Origin of the sequence: Sphingomonas crocodyli, assembly GCF_004005865.1 — a bacterium.
Classification (GTDB): Bacteria; Pseudomonadota; Alphaproteobacteria; order Sphingomonadales; family Sphingomonadaceae; genus Rhizorhabdus; species Rhizorhabdus crocodyli.
This window is the reverse complement of the sequence record NZ_SACN01000001.1, coordinates 1,621,050-1,638,318: the sequence shown is the minus strand read 5'-3', so window position 1 is coordinate 1,638,318 and position 17,269 is coordinate 1,621,050. Positions and strand designations below refer to the sequence as shown.

General features: G+C 66.3%; 14 protein-coding genes and 1 tRNA gene. 11 read left to right on the top strand and 4 right to left on the bottom strand.

Annotated elements, in window-relative coordinates:
* Window positions 1-94 precede the first annotated feature (94 nt).
* Window positions 95-1,690, bottom strand: coding sequence for a M23 family metallopeptidase (locus tag EOD43_RS07840; RefSeq protein WP_127742702.1), 1,596 nt, complete (start codon window positions 1,688-1,690; stop codon window positions 95-97).
* Between the two features lie 335 nt (window positions 1,691-2,025).
* Here EOD43_RS07840 and EOD43_RS07835 point away from each other — a divergent pair, with 335 nt between their 5' ends.
* Together EOD43_RS07835 and EOD43_RS07830 are read left to right on the top strand one after the other, a co-directional pair.
* Window positions 2,026-3,039 (top strand): aldo/keto reductase, encoded by a 1,014-nt coding sequence (locus EOD43_RS07835; RefSeq protein WP_127742700.1) that lies wholly within the window; start codon window positions 2,026-2,028, stop codon window positions 3,037-3,039.
* Between the two features lie 24 nt (window positions 3,040-3,063).
* Window positions 3,064-4,167 (top strand): NADH:flavin oxidoreductase/NADH oxidase, encoded by a 1,104-nt coding sequence (locus EOD43_RS07830; protein WP_127742698.1) that lies wholly within the window; start codon window positions 3,064-3,066, stop codon window positions 4,165-4,167.
* 24 nt (window positions 4,168-4,191) lie between these two features.
* Here EOD43_RS07830 and EOD43_RS07825 read toward each other — a convergent pair whose 3' ends face one another.
* Window positions 4,192-5,817, bottom strand: a complete 1,626-nt coding sequence (locus EOD43_RS07825; RefSeq protein WP_127742695.1) for a flavin-containing monooxygenase — start codon at window positions 5,815-5,817, stop codon at window positions 4,192-4,194.
* A gap of 142 nt (window positions 5,818-5,959) precedes the next feature.
* Between EOD43_RS07825 and EOD43_RS07820 the strand changes: the two genes are divergently transcribed.
* The 7 genes from EOD43_RS07820 to EOD43_RS07790 all read left to right on the top strand — a co-directional run bounded on the left by EOD43_RS07820 (window position 5,960) and on the right by EOD43_RS07790 (window position 14,092).
* Entirely contained in the window at window positions 5,960-8,491 is a 2,532-nt protein-coding gene (locus tag EOD43_RS07820; protein ID WP_127742693.1) for a helicase-related protein, read from the top strand.
* A 2-nt stretch (window positions 8,492-8,493) separates the two neighbouring features.
* Complete coding sequence (locus EOD43_RS07815; RefSeq protein WP_127742692.1) at window positions 8,494-8,769, top strand: RNA-binding S4 domain-containing protein; 276 nt, start codon at window positions 8,494-8,496, stop codon at window positions 8,767-8,769.
* 46 nt (window positions 8,770-8,815) lie between these two features.
* Window positions 8,816-9,154: a ferredoxin FdxA gene (gene fdxA, locus EOD43_RS07810; RefSeq protein ID WP_127742689.1), complete on the top strand. Its 339-nt coding sequence runs from the start codon at window positions 8,816-8,818 to the stop codon at window positions 9,152-9,154.
* Between the two features lie 259 nt (window positions 9,155-9,413).
* Window positions 9,414-9,932 (top strand): CarD family transcriptional regulator, encoded by a 519-nt coding sequence (locus EOD43_RS07805; protein ID WP_127742687.1) that lies wholly within the window; start codon window positions 9,414-9,416, stop codon window positions 9,930-9,932.
* A gap of 435 nt (window positions 9,933-10,367) precedes the next feature.
* Window positions 10,368-11,078, top strand: a complete 711-nt coding sequence (locus EOD43_RS07800; RefSeq protein ID WP_127742685.1) for a response regulator transcription factor — start codon at window positions 10,368-10,370, stop codon at window positions 11,076-11,078.
* A 16-nt stretch (window positions 11,079-11,094) separates the two neighbouring features.
* On the top strand, window positions 11,095-13,317 hold the full coding sequence (locus tag EOD43_RS07795) for a CHASE2 domain-containing protein (protein ID WP_127742683.1): 2,223 nt from the start codon (window positions 11,095-11,097) through the stop codon (window positions 13,315-13,317).
* A 61-nt stretch (window positions 13,318-13,378) separates the two neighbouring features.
* On the top strand, window positions 13,379-14,092 hold the full coding sequence (locus EOD43_RS07790) for a head GIN domain-containing protein (RefSeq protein WP_240653118.1): 714 nt from the start codon (window positions 13,379-13,381) through the stop codon (window positions 14,090-14,092).
* Between the two features lie 141 nt (window positions 14,093-14,233).
* Here EOD43_RS07790 and EOD43_RS07785 read toward each other — a convergent pair whose 3' ends face one another.
* Complete coding sequence (locus EOD43_RS07785) at window positions 14,234-14,680, bottom strand: MaoC family dehydratase (protein WP_127742679.1); 447 nt, start codon at window positions 14,678-14,680, stop codon at window positions 14,234-14,236.
* A 14-nt stretch (window positions 14,681-14,694) separates the two neighbouring features.
* Window positions 14,695-15,417 carry a hydroxyacylglutathione hydrolase gene (gene gloB, locus EOD43_RS07780; protein ID WP_127742677.1) on the bottom strand — a complete coding sequence of 241 codons (723 nt, stop codon included), beginning with the start codon at window positions 15,415-15,417 and terminating at the stop codon, window positions 14,695-14,697.
* A 144-nt stretch (window positions 15,418-15,561) separates the two neighbouring features.
* On the opposite strand from gloB, the gene EOD43_RS07775 reads away from it, so the two are divergent.
* On the top strand, window positions 15,562-17,073 hold the full coding sequence (locus tag EOD43_RS07775; RefSeq protein ID WP_127742675.1) for a class I adenylate-forming enzyme family protein: 1,512 nt from the start codon (window positions 15,562-15,564) through the stop codon (window positions 17,071-17,073).
* A gap of 88 nt (window positions 17,074-17,161) precedes the next feature.
* Window positions 17,162-17,238, top strand: a tRNA-His gene (locus tag EOD43_RS07770).
* Window positions 17,239-17,269 lie beyond the last annotated feature (31 nt).

Below are 17,269 nucleotides of genomic sequence, written 5' to 3'. Positions count from 1 at the left end.
GCATGTACAACTCTTCCCGGGATCGATTGGGGGACGCGCGGCCCTAAGGCCCAACGTCTGAACAATCAAACGCAGGAAAAGGTTAACATTAGACTTAGGATTTAGAGGGGCGCTTCTTCTCCGCGCCCTTGGCGGCGGGTGCTGCCGCCTCGGCATGCTCCTCGGTCTTCTTTTCGACCTTGGGCTCGGCCGCGGTGACGCGGACGGCAAGCAGGTTCGACAGCTTCGCCTTGAAGCGGGCGAGATCGGCGCCGCCCAGCTGATCGGTGACGGTGAAGCTCATCGTCGCAGGATTGACCGGGCGACCGCCGCGATAGACTTCGTAATGGAGGTGCGGGCCGGTCGACATGCCGGTCGATCCGACATAGCCGATCAGCTGCCCCTGGCGGACGCGCTCGCCCTGCCGCGCGATGATACGGCTCATATGCGCATAGCCGGTCGCGATCCCGCCGCTGTGGTTCAGGCGGACATAATTGCCGTGCCCGCCATGACGGCCGGCGAAAACGACGACGCCGTCGGTGGCGGCAACGATCGGGGCGCCCATCGGCGCGCCGAAATCCATGCCCTGGTGCATGCGCGAGAAACCCAGGATCGGGTGACGACGCATGCCGAAGCTGGACGTCATATAGCCCTGGACCGGGCGGCTCATCGCTCCGCGTGTCTCGCCGGTACCGGCGGCATCATACCATTTGTCGCGCCCACCGGCCGACCAGCGCAGCATCTGCGTCTTGCGCCCGCCCTGCGTCACACCGGCATAGAGAAGCTGGCCAGTCTGCGTCTCGCCGGTTTCGGCGCGGCGATGTTCGATGATCGCATCGAAGCGCGCGTCCGAACCGATCTGGCGCATCGGCAGCTTGACCGCGACGGCGCGGATGAACGCCTGGATCGCGTCCGACGGCATGCCGGCCGAACGCGCGGCGGCGAACAGGCTGGATCCGACGCGGCCCTGGATGCGCAGCGGCGTATTGTCGACCGCGATCGGGATGCGCTTCAGGCGCAGATTGCCGTCGACGCGCTCGATCGCGAGCTTGAGGTCGAACTTGGCGCGGAAGCCGAGGGTTTCGAGCGGGCGCGGATCGCTCTTGCGCGCGCGGCGACCGAGGACGAGGTCCATCCGCGTGCCCGAACGCAGATCGCCCAGCGGCACGGCGCCGCCAACCATATTGGAAACCTGCCGCGCCTCCTCCTTCGAAACGCCGGCGCGTTCGAGGACGCGGGCGAAGCCGTCGCCCTGCCCGATCGTCGCGCTCATTTCGACGCGCGGACGCTCCGGCGTATCGGCCAGCGGCTCGACCGCTTCGGTGGGGGCAAGACGGCGGCCGCTATCGGCGCCAAGGCCCAGCGGTGCGATCGAAAGGCTGCGCGCTTCATCCCATTCGGCGCCGGACAGCGGGCGGCCATATTGGACGGGAAGCGGCTCGAAACCGGGGGTAAAAAGCGCAGCGGCGGTGCACAGGCCGATGCAGGTCGCAAGCCCGCGCCACCAGGTGCGCGAACCGATACGGACGCCCAGATCGACGACGATGTCTGTGGTAGCAAAGCGATCGCCAACCTTGGCGGCCCATTCGCTGTCGGCGATGCGGGTGATCGGGCGGAAGCGGTTCGCCTTGGCGAGCACCAGCGCTCCGTTCGCGCCGCCGCCCTGGCTAAAATCTTCCGCGTAGCCCTGTTGACGGCTGTTCTGGAACAAGCCCTTCGCCCTCTTTGCCGATGTCGCCTAAGCCATTGCCCTGTCGCGACATTGACGCCTCGGGCTCCATCCCTCTGCCCCAACATGGTTAAAGTCAATTTAACAGTCGGACCGTTGCGGCCCGAATGCGACGAACCGAATCATTTTGGCCGTGAGTCGAGTCCTGTGCGAAACTTGGGCAGGGCATGGAAAACCTTGTCGCGTCGCACGCCAAACGGCTCTGGCGACTAAGGCAGGCGATGCCCAGATTGCGCATCGACAGACGTTAGCAGGGCCGAACGCCAATGGGTTTGGCGCAACCTTGCCAGCCTGACGTCCGAACAAGGAAACTGATCATGGCTCTCAAGGATATCCTCGCCGCCACCCCGCTCGGCTTCGGCGCCGCACCGCTCGGCAACATGTTCCGCGCGATCCCAGAGGAGGAAGCGCTGGCAACCGTCGAAGCCGCGTGGAATGACGGCATCCGTTTCTTCGACAACGCCCCCTTCTACGGCGCCGGCCTGGCCGAAATCCGCATGGGCGAGGCACTGAAAGCCAAACCGCGCAATGAATATGTCATCGCCACCAAGGTCGGCCGCGTCGTGCTCGACGAGATCGAGGATGGTGCGCGCGACAATGGCGAAAAGGGCGCGGTGTTCGAACACGGCCGACCGAACAAGGTGATCAACGATTATTCCGAAGCCGCGACTTTGCGGTCGATCGAGGACAGTTTGAAGCGCCTGCAGACCGACCATATCGACATCGTGTGGGTGCATGACGTCGCGCAGGATTTCTACGGCGACGAATGGCTCGACGTGTTCGAAAGTGCGCGCAAGGGCGCGTTCAAGGCGCTCGATCGGCTGCGCGACGAGGGCGTGATCAAGGCGTGGGGCCTGGGCGTCAATCGTGTCGAGGCGGTCGAACTGCTGCTCGATCTCGAAGGGCCGCGCCCGGATGGGTCGCTGCTCGCGGGCCGCTACACATTGCTCGACCATGATCGCGCGCTGCAGCGGCTGATGCCCAAGGTGGTCGAACGCGGCCTCGGCATCGTCGCGGGCGGCCCGTACAGCTCGGGCGCGCTCGTCGGTGGCCCCAACTTCGAATATGCGCCGGCCACGCCCGCGATCCTCGACAAGGTCGCGCGGATCAAGGCGATCGCCGACAAATACGGCGTCAGCATGAAGGCGGCGGGCCTGCAATTCTCGCTCGCCAACCCTGCGGTCGCGGCGGTCATCCCCGGCGCCAGCCGTCCGGGCCGCATCGCCGAAGATCGCGCCGCGCTGAACGAGGTCGTCCCTGTCGAGTTCTGGCGCGCGCTGCGCGACGCCGGCCTTGTCAATCCGGCAGCCCCTCTGCCCGGCCTCAACTAACCATCCCCTCCCCCGGAGTTCCCAATGTCCCAACCCGCCTTGTTCACGCCGCTGACGACCACCAAGCTGTCGCTGCGCAACCGCATCATCATCGCGCCGATGTGCCAATATTCGGCCGTCGACGGATCGATGACCGACTGGCACCTGATCCATCTGGGCCAGCTTGCCTTGTCGGGCGCCGCGCTGCTGACGATCGAAGCCACCGCCGTCACCCCCGACGGCCGGATCAGCTATGCCGACGTCGGCCTGTGGAGCGACGCGAACGAGGCGGCGATGGCCCGCACCGTCGAAGGCATTCGCCGCTGGTCCGACATGCCGATCGCAATCCAGCTCGCCCATGCCGGGCGCAAGGCGTCGACCGACCTGCCCTGGCTGGGCGGCGCGCAGATCGCGCCCGATCACGCCAATGGCTGGCCGACGATCGCCCCCTCCCCGCTTCCGTTCGAGGCGGGCGAGAATCCGCCGGTCGCGATGGACAAGGCCGAACTCGATCGCATCCGCGACGCCTTCGCCAAGGCGGCCGAGCGCGCGGGCCGGATCGGGCTGGACGCGGTGCAGATCCACGCGGCGCACGGCTATCTGCTCCACCAATTCCTCTCGCCTCTCTCGAACCAGCGCGAGGACGACTATGGCGGCAGCCTGGAAAACCGGATGCGCTTCCCGCTCGAAATCTATGACGCCGTGCGCGCGGCCTTCCCCGCCGATCGGCCGGTGACGGTGCGCGTATCGGGCACCGACTGGGTCGAGGGCGGCTGGACGATCGAGGACACGATCGCCTTCGCCAAGGGGTTGGAAGCGCGCGGATGCGCGGCGATCCATGTGTCGAGCGGCGGGCTCGATCCGCGGCAGGATATCCCGGTCGGCCCCAGCTATCAGGTGCCGCTGGCCCGCGCGGTCAAGGAAGCGGTGGACATGCCCGTCGTCGCGGTCGGCCTGATCACCGATTATGATCAGGCCGAAGCGATCGTTGCCACGGGCGATGCGGACATGATCGCGCTCGCCCGCGGTATTCTCTACGACCCGCGCTGGCCGTGGCACGCCGCCGCCCATCTGGGCGCGCAGGTGGCTGCGCCGAAGCAATATCTCCGGTCGCAGCCCCGCCAGTATCGCGATCTACTCGTTGCCTAAGCCTTCCGGCCTGGTCCTTCGGGGTCAGGCCGCAGCCTTCTCCCGTTCGAACACGAAGCCGCGATAATTGTCGGCCGCGATCTCGTTGCACTTGTCTTTGTAGAAGCCGAGACCACCCTGATAGACGAGCACCGAGCGCGGCTTGCCCGGAATGTTCGTCCCCAGATACCAGTTCTTCTCGTCGTGGATGCGCAGCGCCCGCGACGTGGTTTCCGCAGCGTGCATCGCCCATTCGGTCTGCGCCGCCTCGGTCGTGTCGATTTCGACCGCGTCGATCTTGCGCATATGTTCGAAGGCGTTGGCGATCCACTGCACGTGCTGGTCGATCGAGAAGATCACGTTGGCCAGCACGCCGGGGCTGCTCGGCCCGGTGATCGTGAACAGGTTCGGGAAGCCCGCGACCATCAGACCCAGATAGGTGTGCGGGCCATCCTTCCACGCGGTCTTGAGTTCCAGCCCGTCCTTGCCGGTGATGTTCATCGACAGCAGCGGCCCGGTGACGGCGTCATAGCCAGTCGCGACGACCAGCATGTCGATCTCGTGGAACGTGCCGCTTTTCAGCTTCACGCCCGTCTCGGTGATCTCGACGATCGGATCTTCGGTGATGTCCACCAGCGTGACGTTGGGCTGGTTGAAGATCTGATAATAGCCGGTGTCGATGATGATGCGGCGCGTGCCGATATAGCTGCCCGGCTTCGGACACAGCCGCTCGGCCGTGACCGGATCCTTCACCGTCTGGCGGATCTTGTTGCGGACGAAATCGGATACTTCCTGCGCGGTTTCGGCATTGGTCGAAACGTCGGCATAGACGCCGACCAAAGCCGCCGTGCCCGATGCCCAGCACTTTTCCATATTGGCGAGGCGCTGTTCGGGCGTGTGTTCCGCCGCCGTCATCGCGAAGGGCGAACCAACGTCCATGAAGGTCGCGGCGAAGCTGTTGCGTTGCCATTCGCGGTGCGCGGGATAGATCGCCTTGCGCTTGCCGATCTCCTCGTCCGACAGCGGCGGGGTGAGGCACGGCAGGCTGTATTGCGCGGTCCGCTGCAGCACGAACAGATGATCGGCTTCCTTGGCGATCGCGGTCGATGCCTGAACGCCGGTCGATCCGGTGCCCAGCACGGCGATGCGCTTGCCCTTCAGCGCTACCTTGTCACGCGGCCAGCGGCCGGTGTGATAGAGTTCGCCCTTGAAGCTCTTGATGCCCGGAATGTCGGGCAGGTTCGGTTCGGACAGCGCGCCTGCTCCGCTGATGAAGAAGCGCGCTTCATAGGTGTCGCCGGTGTCGGTGCCGACCGTCCAGGTCTTGCTGTCCTCGTTCCAGTCGGCCTTGTTCACCGACGTGTTGAACTTGATGTCGCGGCGCAGATCGTGGCGATCGGCGAGGTGGAGCGCGTAGGTCAGGATTTCGGGCTGGGCGGCGTAACGCTCGGTCCAGTTCCATTCCTGGTCGAGTTCGTCGTCCCACGGCACCGAATAATCCATCGACGGCACGTCGCAGCGCGCGCCCGGATAGCGATTCCAGTACCAGGTCCCGCCGACGTCGCTGCCGCGCTCGATCACCAGCGCCGACATGCCCATCTCGCGCAGCTTGACCAGCATATGCATGCCCGCAAAGCCGGCGCCGACCACGATCGCATCGAAACGTTGCATTTCCCGAATATCCTTCAGCATCCTCTGATAGCGTTTTCGCATCGGGGCTTTGGGGCGGCAACGGGTTGCGGCTGTCGCAAGTTGGACAAGCTTTCGTAAGGTGGCGCTTGCATCCGTCACATGAGCTGCCAATCTTGGCGGCATGGCTCGTTTCGCAGCCCAGCCGGTCGTGGCCGTCCTGGGTCCGACCAACACCGGTAAGACGCATCTCGCGATCGAGCGGATGTGCGGGCATTCGAGCGGCATGATCGGCTTCCCGCTGCGCCTGCTGGCGCGCGAGGTTTACGACCGGGTCGTCGCGATCAAGGGCAAGGAGCGCGTCGCGCTGATCACCGGCGAGGAGAAGATCCTGCCGCCCGACGCGCAATATTATCTCTGCACGGCGGAATCGATGCCGCTCGATCGCGAGTTCGCGTTCGTGGCGCTCGACGAAGCGCAACTGGGTGCCGACCCCGAGCGCGGACACGTCTTCACCGATCGGCTGCTGCGCGCGCGCGGCCGCGAGGAGACGATGATCCTGGGTTCGGAGGCGCTGCGGCCGGTGCTGCGTGCGCTGGTGCCCGATGCCGAGATCATCGGCCGGCCGCGCTTTTCGACCTTGAGCTATGCGGGTGCGACCAAGCTGTCGCGCCTGCCCCCGCGATCCGCGATCGTCGCCTTTTCGGCCGAGGAGGTTTACGCCGTCGCCGAAATGCTGCGCCGTCTGCGCGGTGGGGCGGCGGTGGTGATGGGCGCGCTTTCGCCCCGCACCCGCAATGCGCAGGTCGCGATGTTCCAGGCGGGCGAGGTCGATTATCTGGTCGCGACCGACGCGATCGGCATGGGCCTGAACATGGACGTCACCCACGTCGCCTTCGCGTCGCTGCGCAAGTTCGACGGGCGGCGCGCGCGGCGGCTGACGGTTGCGGAGATGGCGCAGATCGCCGGCCGCGCGGGCCGCCACCAGCGCGACGGCACCTTCGGCACGCTCGCTTATGAAGGATCGCAGGGCGCGCGGTTCGAGGATGAGGAAGTCGACAAGATCGAGGCGCACGTCTTCCCGCCGCTCGATCATCTCTACTGGCGGGTTGGCGCGCCATCGTTCGAAAGCCTCGACGCGCTGCTCACCGATCTGCAGCGTCGACCCGATCGCCCCGTGCTGCGCGCGGCACCACAGGCAGTCGATCTGGCAGTGCTCAAGCGCCTGGCCGACGAGGATTGGGTGCGCGAACGCGCACGCGGGCCGCGGATGATCGCGCGGCTGTGGGCCGCCTGCGGCCTGCCCGATTTCCGCAAGACCGGCGCCGAGCCGCACAGCCGCCTCGTCAGCCGCATCTTCCGCCATCTGAGCGAGGGCGACGGCCACCTGCCCGTGCCCTGGTTCGCCGAGGAACTGGCGCGGCTCGACAGCGTGCAGGGCGATGTCGAAACGCTGGCCGATCGGATCGCAGGGGTGCGCACCTGGGCCTATATCGCCCACCGCGCCGATTGGCTCGCCGATCCCGACACCTGGGCCGAACGCACCCGCGCGCTTGAGGAAAAGCTGTCCGATGCGCTCCACCAGCGGCTGACGCAGCGTTTCGTCGATCGGCGCACGTCGGTGCTGATGCGCGAACTGGGTGCGAAGGGCGGCGAGATGCTGCTGCCCGTCAAGGTCGACGAAGAAGGCACCGTCACCGTCGATGGCGAGCCGATCGGCCGCCTGATCGGCTTCCGCTTCAAGCCCGATCATCGCGCGCGCCACGGCGACATGAAGCGGCTGATGGCGGCGGCCGAACGGCGGCTCGTGACCGAATTATCGTCCCGCGCGCGCCAGTTGGCGGCCGACGAGGACAGTCATTTCACGCTGGCGACCGATGCGGGCCGGCCGGTCGCGATCTTCTGGCGCGGCGATGTCGTCGCGCGGCTGGGTAAGGGGCGCACCCTCCTTACCCCGCGCATCAACCTGCATCGCGCGCTCGACAGCCTGTCGGCGGCGGACCGGACCGGAGTGGAGCAGCGGCTGGCCGTGTGGCTCGAAGGCCGCATCCAGCGCGAACTGAAGCCCCTCACCCGCTATTTCGAGGCGGCGCGCGATCCCGCCTGTTCGCCCAGCCTGCGCGCGCTTCTGTCGCCGTTGGCCGAAGCCGGCGGGATCATCGCGCGGCGCGAACTGGCATCGGCGATCGAGCATCTCGATCGCGAGGGGCGGTCGCGCGCCGACCGGCTCGACGTGAAGCTCGGCACGCTCGACGTCTATGCGCCGACCTTGCTCAAGCCCGAACCGACGCGCTGGCGGCTGGCTTTGTTCGCGGCGGCCGAGGATGCCGACATGCCCGAACTGCCGATTCCCGGCGCGGTATCGATCGCCACGCCGCCCGATCGCGACGCGTGCGAGGCGATGACGCGCGCCGGCTATCGCGCGCTGGGCGCCCAGATGCTGCGCGTCGATCAGGCCGAACGACTCGCGCGGCTGGCGCACGACACGCGCACCGGCCGCAAGCCCTTCTGCCCCGATCCGGGCCTCGCCACCTCGCTAGGATTGCGCGGGGCCAGCTTCACGCAATTGATGCTCGCGCTCGGCTTCCGCGCCGATGGCGAGAATGTGTGGGTGTGGAAGGGCAAACGCGATCAGCCGAAACGCCCGCCCGTCGCGCGGCCGGGCAACGCCTTCGGCGCGCTGGCCGATCTGTGGCCCGGCCATGCAACCCGATAGCCATGCGGCTCGATAAATATCTCTGGTTCGTACGACTGACGAAGACCCGCGGCCTGGCGCAGGACATCGCGGAAGCCGGCCATATGCGGATCGACGGGCGCGTCGTCGAACAGGCGCATGCCGCCGTTCGTGTCGGAAATGTGCTGACTTTTCCGCTGCACGACCGGGTCCGCGTGATCCGCGTGGAGGCGCTGCCGGCCCGCCGCGGCCCCGCCCCCGAGGCGCGGAGCTGTTACACCGACTTGGGATCGGCAAAGCCCAACTCGGTTGACGATTGAGCCCACTCGACATAGGGCGACGCGGTTTCGTCCCCGGGGAGCCAAAATGACCTACGTCGTTACCGACGCCTGCATCCGCTGCAAATATATGGACTGCGTGGAAGTATGCCCCGTCGATTGCTTCTACGAGGGCGATAACATGCTGGTGATCAACCCCAGCGAGTGCATCGACTGCGGCGTGTGCGAGCCTGAGTGCCCGGCCGAAGCGATCCTGCCGGATACCGAAAGCGGTCTGGAGCAGTGGCTGGAGCTGAACAACACGTTCGCCAATCAGTGGCCGAACATCACCCGCAAGCGCGACGCGCCGGCCGACGCCGACGAGTGGAAGAACGTGCCGGGCAAATATGAAGCGCACTTCTCGGCAGAACCCGGTCAGGGCGACTGAGTCCTGCCCTCGGGGTCGCCCTAAGACCCCACAATGGATAGAGAATGTTGCGGTCCGATGTCTGCATCACGGGGTAACATCCCCGTGATGCTGGATTTTGTCGGCTTTATCTGATATAGAGAGTCGCAAGATGGCGCGCTTCTGCTCGCGCACGTGACAAGGAACCTGTTGAACAGCGTCGCATCATTGCCGTTCGGCCGCCGATTGGGGACGCGGACCGGATGGGATCGGGCGATGCTTCCCGTGGAAAGGTGAATAAATGGCTGCCAAGGCGCTGAGCTTCGTTGTCGGCGATTATGTTGTTTACCCCAAGCATGGTGTCGGCCGCGTGGTCGAACTCCAGAGCCAGGAAATCGCCGGAGCCAAACTCGAGCTCTACGTCCTGCGTTTCGAAAAGGAGCGCATGACGCTCCGCGTGCCCACCAACAAGGCGGAAGCCGTTGGCATGCGCAAGCTCTCCTCGTCGGTGACGATGGGCGAGGCGCTGACCACGCTGAAGGGCAAGCCCAAGGTGAAGCGCACCATGTGGTCGCGCCGCGCGCAGGAATATGAAGCGAAGATCAACTCGGGCGACCTCGTGTCGATCTCCGAAGTGGTCCGCGATCTGTTCCGTGCCGACGACCAGCCCGAGCAGAGCTATTCGGAACGCCAGATCTTCGAAGCGGCCGCAAGCCGCCTCGCCCGCGAACTCGCCGCGATGGAAGCCATCGACGAGCCGGCGGCGATGGAGAAGATCCTCGACATCCTGCGCAAGGCGGCCGCTATTCACAACAAGTGATCGGCGCCTCCCGCGTGGAGATACGAAGGGCGGTCCCGCGGGGCCGCCCTTTTCGTTTGTGTACCTCGATCCTCCCCCGCCAGGGGGAGGTGGCGCCGAAGGCGACGGAGGGGGAGGACGGCGACAAACTCCAGATCATCGCTTCCTCCCCCTCCGTCAGCTGCGCTGACACCTCCCCCTGGCGGGGGAGGATTTGGTTAGGGGCGCGCCCTTCGTGCCGATCGATTGCGCGGGAACTCACCACATCGGGGACGATCGGATGGCGACAGCCTGTGCCGTCCGTCACATGTAAACAATTGCAACGATGGTTAAGACCCCATCCACCAAATTGTAAAATCGGGTTAGTGGCCTGCGACGAAGACAAGGGGGAACGCAGCATGTCGATCGTTTCGCAGCCGCCGTCGCGTATCATCCGTCATGGGATCGGGTGCTGATATGCGCATCGCAATTCTTGACGACGAACCGCAGGATCGCGCCTTCGTTGCGCGCACGCTGACCGAAGCGGGCCACGTCTGCTACGAATTCCCCAATGCCCGCACGCTTTCCACGCGACTGCGGCAGGACACGTTCGATCTGCTGATCCTCGATTGGAATATGCCCGACAAATCGGGCGTCGAGATCCTCGAATGGATGCGCAACAATCTGGAACTTCCGGTTCCCGCGCTGCTGCTGACCAACCGTTCGGCCGACGAGGATATCGTGACCGGGCTTGGCGCGGGCGCCGACGATTATATCGTCAAGCCGGTGCAGCCGCCCGTCCTGCTCGCCCGCATCAACGCGCTGATGCGCCGCAGCGGCCCGCGTGAGGCGACGAGCGGCAGCGAGACCTTCGGTCCCTATACGCTTCATCCGATGCGCCAGAACGTGACGGTCGACGGCGACACGATCGCGCTGACCGCGAAGGAATTCGAACTGACCGCCACCCTGTTCCGCAATCTCCACCGCCCGCTCTCGCGCGCTTATCTGCTGGAGATGGTGTGGGGCCGGAACCCGGATCTGCCCACGCGCACGCTGGACGCGCACATCTCGCGCATCCGTTCCAAGCTGGGACTGCGGCCCGAGCGCGGCTATCGCCTCGTCCCTGTTTACAGCTATGGTTATCGCCTCGAAGCCGTCGGGCCAGATGGAGAGGACGGCGAGCACTGAGCGCGGTCGAACTTAGGTGAATAAGGGCACCCCGGCAGTTCCAAAGCGGCTTTATGCCGAATGGCTCGCCGTCGCCATCGTCGCCAGCCTGCTGGTCGCCACGCTTGTCTGGGCGCGCGTCACCGTCCGTCTCGACAATATCCTCTATGATCGCGCGCTGGAGGCCGATCGGCGGACGCCGCCCGACGATATCCTGATCGTCGCGATCGACAGCCCCAGCCTGCGCCAGATCGGCGCATGGCCCTGGCCGCGCAGCGCGCACGCCCAATTGCTCGATCGGCTGGCGGCTGCAAAGCCGAAGGCCGTCGGCTACGACGTCCTGTTCGTCGAGCCGACCCCCTATGACGCCGCGCTCGCCGCGGCGATGCGGCGCGTTCCCACTTATCTGCCTTTGCTTGTCGACGTTCCGGGCACCAATGGCGCGCCGTTCGATGCAATCGATCCCGCCGGCGATCTGGCGACGGCCGCCGCGGGCATCGCACATGTGAATGTCGGCTTCGACGGCGATCGCGTGATCCGTCAGGTGAACCTGGAGGAAGGCGGCGGCGGCAAGCGCTGGCTCCAGCTCGCGGCCGCAATGGCGGGGGTCAAGACCGATCCCGCGATTGATGCGAACCAGCCGGGCCTGTGGCAGGAACGTCCGATCCTGATCCCCTATGGCGGCGGCGCGGGGCATTTCCAGACCGTCCCCTTCGCCGACGTCCTGTCGGGCAAGATCCCGCCCGAATTCCTGCGCGGCCGCTACATCTTGGTCGGCGCGACCGCGAACGGCATGGGCGATTCCTATCCGACGCCCAGCACCGGCGACACCAGCCAGATGGCGGGCGTCGAGATTCAGGCGCATTTGCTCGATGCGCTGCTCCACGGGCACGCGATCACGCCAGCATCCGCCGCGCTCCAGTTGGCCATCGCGCTCGCCGCGCTCTGGATCATGCTGATCGGATTCCTGCGGCTGGGGCCGAGCGGAACCGGCTATCTGCTGCTCGGCCTGCTGATCGCGATCCTGGGCGGCAGTCTGGCTGTGCTCCACTGGGGCCGGCTGTGGGTTCCGCCGGGCGCGACGTTGATGGGGCTGCTGTTCGTCTATCCTTTGTGGGGCTGGCGCCGGCTCCACACGCTCAGCCTCTACATGACCGAGGAGTTGCGCGTTCTTGAGCGCGAGCGCGACGATCTGCCGCAGGCGACGTCGAGCACGCCCAGCGAGGTGACGACGCAGGCCGCTTTGCTGCGCGGTGCGATCGATCGGCTGCGCGATCTTCGCCGCTTCCTGGCCGACGCGATCACCCACCTGCCCGACGCCCTGTTCGTCACCAATCTGGACGGCCGCATCAGCCTGTCGAACGATGAGGCGCGCACGCTGGCCGAGCGGCTGGGCTTAGACGGCGGGCGCGGCGCCGCGATCGGCCCGCTGCTGGAGGCGCTGGGCGCCGCGCCGATCGACGCCGACGGCGAAAGCGAAGGCGGCGTCGACCTGCGCGACGATCAGGAACGCAGCTACGAACTGCGTTGGGTGGCGCAGCATGATGCCGCCGATCGCCGCATCGGCTGGATCGTCCGCATCGCCGACACGACCCGCCTGCGCCAGGCCGAGCGCGGGCGCGAAGAGGCGCTGGAACTGCTGAGCCACGATATGCGCGCGCCGCAATCCGCAATCCTGACGATGATCACGCAGGAAGGCGCGGGTATGCCCACCGATCTGGCCGCGCGCATCGCCCGACAAGCGCGCCGCACGCTCGACCTTGCCGAGAATTTCGTCCAGCTCGCGCGTGCGGAGGCCAAGCCGATCGACGCCGACGAGGTCGACCTGGCCGACGTGTTGATCGATTCGGCCGACGCCTTGTGGGCGCAGAGCCGCGCGCGCGGCGTCGCGGTCGATCTGGAAACGCCCGAAGAACCACCGCTGATGCCCGGCGATCGCCAGTTGCTGACCCGCGCCGTCACCAACCTGCTCTCCAACGCGATCAAATATAGCGACGAGGGCGGCCGCGTGAGCTGCGTTCTCACCCATTGCACCGAAAAGGCCCGGCTGGTGATCGCCGACAATGGTGTGGGGATGACAGAGGCCGAACAGGGCCGCCTGTTCCAGCGTTTCGCCCGCGGACGGCGCGAGGGCGTGGGCCTTGGCCTCGCGCTCGTCGATACGGTCGTGCGCCGCCACGGCGGCACGATCGCCTGCCAGACCGCGCCGGGCGAAGGCACGCGCTTCACGATCGATCTGCCGCTCGCCTCCGCCGCCTGATCCGCTTGCGCGCCACAGCGCATCACTGTATTGATCCAGCAATACAGATGATATGGAGCGCATGATGTCCCGCCGCCCGCTGATCGCCTTCACCGCTGCCGCGTGCGCGCTCGCCGCCGCCTGTTCGGCCAATGCCGCCACCCGCCCCTTCCCGGTGCCCGGCTTCTCCAAGCTGCGCGTCGAAGGGCCTTATACGGTGCGCGTCCACACCGGCGCGAAGCCCAGCGTCGTCGCGCGCGGCCCGCAGGACCGGATCGACAAGCTGATCGTCGAAACGCGCGGCGAGATGCTGGTCATCACCACCGAAAAGAGCTGGGGCTGGAAGGGGATGAGCTGGGGCAAGAACGACACCGTCTATGTCGACGTCACCGTCCCCACCCTCTCCGCCGCCGAACTGACCGGGTCGGGCGATGTGGATGTCGATGTGGTGCGCGCGCCGGCCTTCGCGGCATCGGTAACGGGATCGGGCAACCTCACCGTCGCGCAGGTCCAGACCGAAACGCTGACCAGCAGCGTCACCGGTTCGGGCGACCTGACCGTCAACGGCAAGGCCGAGACGATGACGGCGCGCGTGACCGGATCGGGCGATCTCCACGCCGGCGGCGTCAATGTCGGCACGCTGACCGCGACGGTGACGGGATCGGGCGACATCGCGGTCGGCCCCACCCGCGTCGCCAATGCCAGCGTCACCGGATCGGGCGACATCGACATTGCCGGCCGCCCCCAGTGCAAGACCGCCAAGCGCGGATCGGGCGAGGTTCGCTGCGGGGGGTAAATCCTCTCCAGATCCTCTCCCGGAGGGAGAGGGGGACCGCCCGAAGGGTGGTGGAGAGGTATTGGCCGGCAACGAAGTTCAGCGTTGGTGGAGAGCTACCCCTCCACCGCTTCGCGGTCCCCCTCCCCCTCCGGGGGAGGATTAGGAGCCAGCGATCAACGCCATACGAAGGCATTCGCAGACGACTTCGTCGCGCTGGTTGAGCAACTGGTGGCGGAAGGTGACGATGCCCGCGCCGGGGCGCGACTTGCTGGGGCGAAGCTCCACGACCTCGCTTTGCGCGTGCATCGTATCGCCGATGAACACCGGATTGGGCGTCACCACCTTGTCATAGCCCAGATTGGCGACCAGCGTGCCGAGCGTCGTGTCCCCCACCGACAGGCCGATCATCAGCGCGAAAGTGAAGGTCGAATTGACGAGGATGCGGCCGAACTCGCTCTGCGCGGCGAAATGCGCGTCGAGGTGGAGCGGCTGCGGATTGTGCGTCATCGTGGAGAACAGGAGATTGTCGGTCTCCGTCACGGTGCGCCGGATTTCGTGCGCAACCCGATCCCCCACCTGCCACTGATCGTAAAATCGGCCGGCCATCCTGCCCCTCTCTTTTAGAAATTATCCTTCGCGGTGCGCCGCGCCGCGAGTTCCTCGACGCTGTCGGCGCGCATGAACGGGTTGGTCGCACGTTCGAGGCCGATCGTGGTCGGCACCGTCGCCTCGCCCCGCTCGCGCAGCGTCGTCACCAGATCGAGGCGCGCGGCGATGTCGCGATTGTCCGGCTCCGCCGCGCGGGCATAGCGGGCGTTCGACAGCGTATATTCGTGCGCGCAATAGACCGACGTATTATCGGGCAACGCCGCCAGCTTGCGCATATTGCCGAACATCTGCTCGGCCGTCCCTTCGAACAGCCGGCCACAGCCCATCGCGAACAGGGTGTCGCCGGTGAACACCGTCTGCTCGCCCGGCAGATGGATCGCGATGTGACCGGCGGTGTGCGCGGGGACGTCGATCACCCGGCCCTCCACGCCGCCCAGCCGCACCGTATCGCCTTCGGCCACGGTGCGATCGAGCGTGGGGATCTTGGCGGATTCGGCGGCGGGGCCGGTGATGACGGCGCCGGTCGCGGCCTTGATCTCGGCATTGCCGCCGGTGTGATCGGGGTGCCAGTGCGTGTTCCAGATCTGGCTGATCTTCCATCCCTTCGCATCGGCCGCCTTCAGCACCGGCTCCGCAACCGCCGGATCGACCACCGCCGTCTCGCCGCTCGTCGGTTCGTGGACCAGCCAGACATAATTGTCGCTGAGCACGGGGATGCGTTCGATCTCGATCATGGGCGGCTCCTTGACCGCCCGATGTAGGCGCGTGAGGCCACCACGTCGAGCCGCGGATCAATTCAACTAACTCTTTGCTGGCATCGCGACAAAAATCTTGTAACCAGCCGTGAAGGGCCAAGGCCGAGTCAAACAGAGGGCAGGATGACCAAACTCGCCGACATGATCCGCGACGTCGCAGCGATCGATCCGGATGCGCCCGAGCTGGAATATGAAAAGACCTGGTATAGCTGGCGCGACCTGACCGATCTTTCGGCGGCGATCGATGCGAAGCTGACCGAAGCGGGCCTGGGCGAAGGCGTGCGCGTCGGCTGCCTGCTGCGCAACCGCCCCGAATTCGTATCGACCCTGATCGCCCTGTTCACCACCGGCCGCTGCCTCGCGACGCTCAACGCCTCGGCCCCCGCCGACAAGCTTGCGAACGATGTCGAAAAGGTCGCCGCCCCCGTCATCCTGGCGCTGGACGAGGATTGGGAGCGCCCCGGCGTGCTCGACGCGGCCAAGGCGGCCGGCTCGCTCGGCCTCGCCTTCGACGGCAAGAGCGTGCGCGTCGTCTGCGAAGCGAAGGCGGGCGCGACGTTCAACCACGACGCCCCCGGCATCGCGATCGAAATGCTGTCGAGCGGCACGACCGGCACGCCGAAGCGCATTCCGCTTGCCGCGCGCAATTTCGAAAAGGCGCTGATGAGCGCGGCGGCTTACGAAAAGGGCCGCGATCAGGATGCGCCGATGAAGCTGCGCTCGGGCGTGCAGGTCGTCACCGCGCCGCTCGCGCATATTGCGGGCATCACCGGGATCATGAACCCGGTCCTCGCGGGCCGCAAAATCTGTCTGATCGACAAGTTTAGTGTCGAGGCGTTCCGCGACGCCGTCGTCCGCCATCGCCCGAAGGTCGCGGGCGCGCCGCCCTCCGCGCTGCGCATGATCCTCGACGCCGATATCCCGAAGGAGGATCTGTCGAGCCTGGTCGCCTATCGCACCGGCACCGCACCGCTCGATCCCGATCTGGCCGACGCTTTCTACAAGAAATACGGCATCCCGGTTCTGCAGAACTATGGCGCGACCGAGTTTGCCGGGGGCGCTGCCGGCTGGACGCTGCAGGATTTCAAGGATCATTGGGAAACCGGCAAGCGCGGGTCGGTCGGCCGGCTCAATCCCGGTGCCGAGGCGCGCACCGTCGATCCCGAAAACGGCGACGTGCTCGAATATGGCAAGGAAGGGCTGCTCGAGATTCGCGCGCCCAATATCGGCAATGGCAAGGACTGGGTCCGCACGACCGATATCGCCGTGGTCGACGAGGATCGCTTCCTGTGGATCAAGGGGCGGTACGACAACGCCATCATCCGCGGCGGCTTCAAGATTTTGCCCGACGACGTGATCCGCGCGATGGAGCAGCATCCTTCGGTACGCGAGGCGACCGTGGCGGGCATGCCCGACCGGCGGCTGGGCGAAGTGCCCGTCGCGGCCTTCATCCGCCGCGCCGATACGCAGGCCCCGACCCAGGAGGAATTCGTCGCTTTCCTGCGCGAGCGACTGATGCCCTATCAGGTGCCGGTGAAGATCGTCGAGATGGCCGATTTCCCGCGCACGCCCTCGCTCAAGGTCAGCCTGCCCGCGCTGAAAGCGCTGTTCGAGGCGGAGATGGCGACGAACTGATAGGGGAGACGCCTATCCTGCTTGACGGGTGCGGGGGTCGCTCTTATGGAGCGCCATCCCGGCCCCGGAGAGGGATCGGATCCCTGTGGCGACCGTAGCTCAATTGGTTAGAGCGCCGGTTTGTGGTACCGGAGGTTGCGGGTTCAATCCCCGTCGGTCGCCCCATTGATCCATCTGATTTTGCTGGATATTCCGC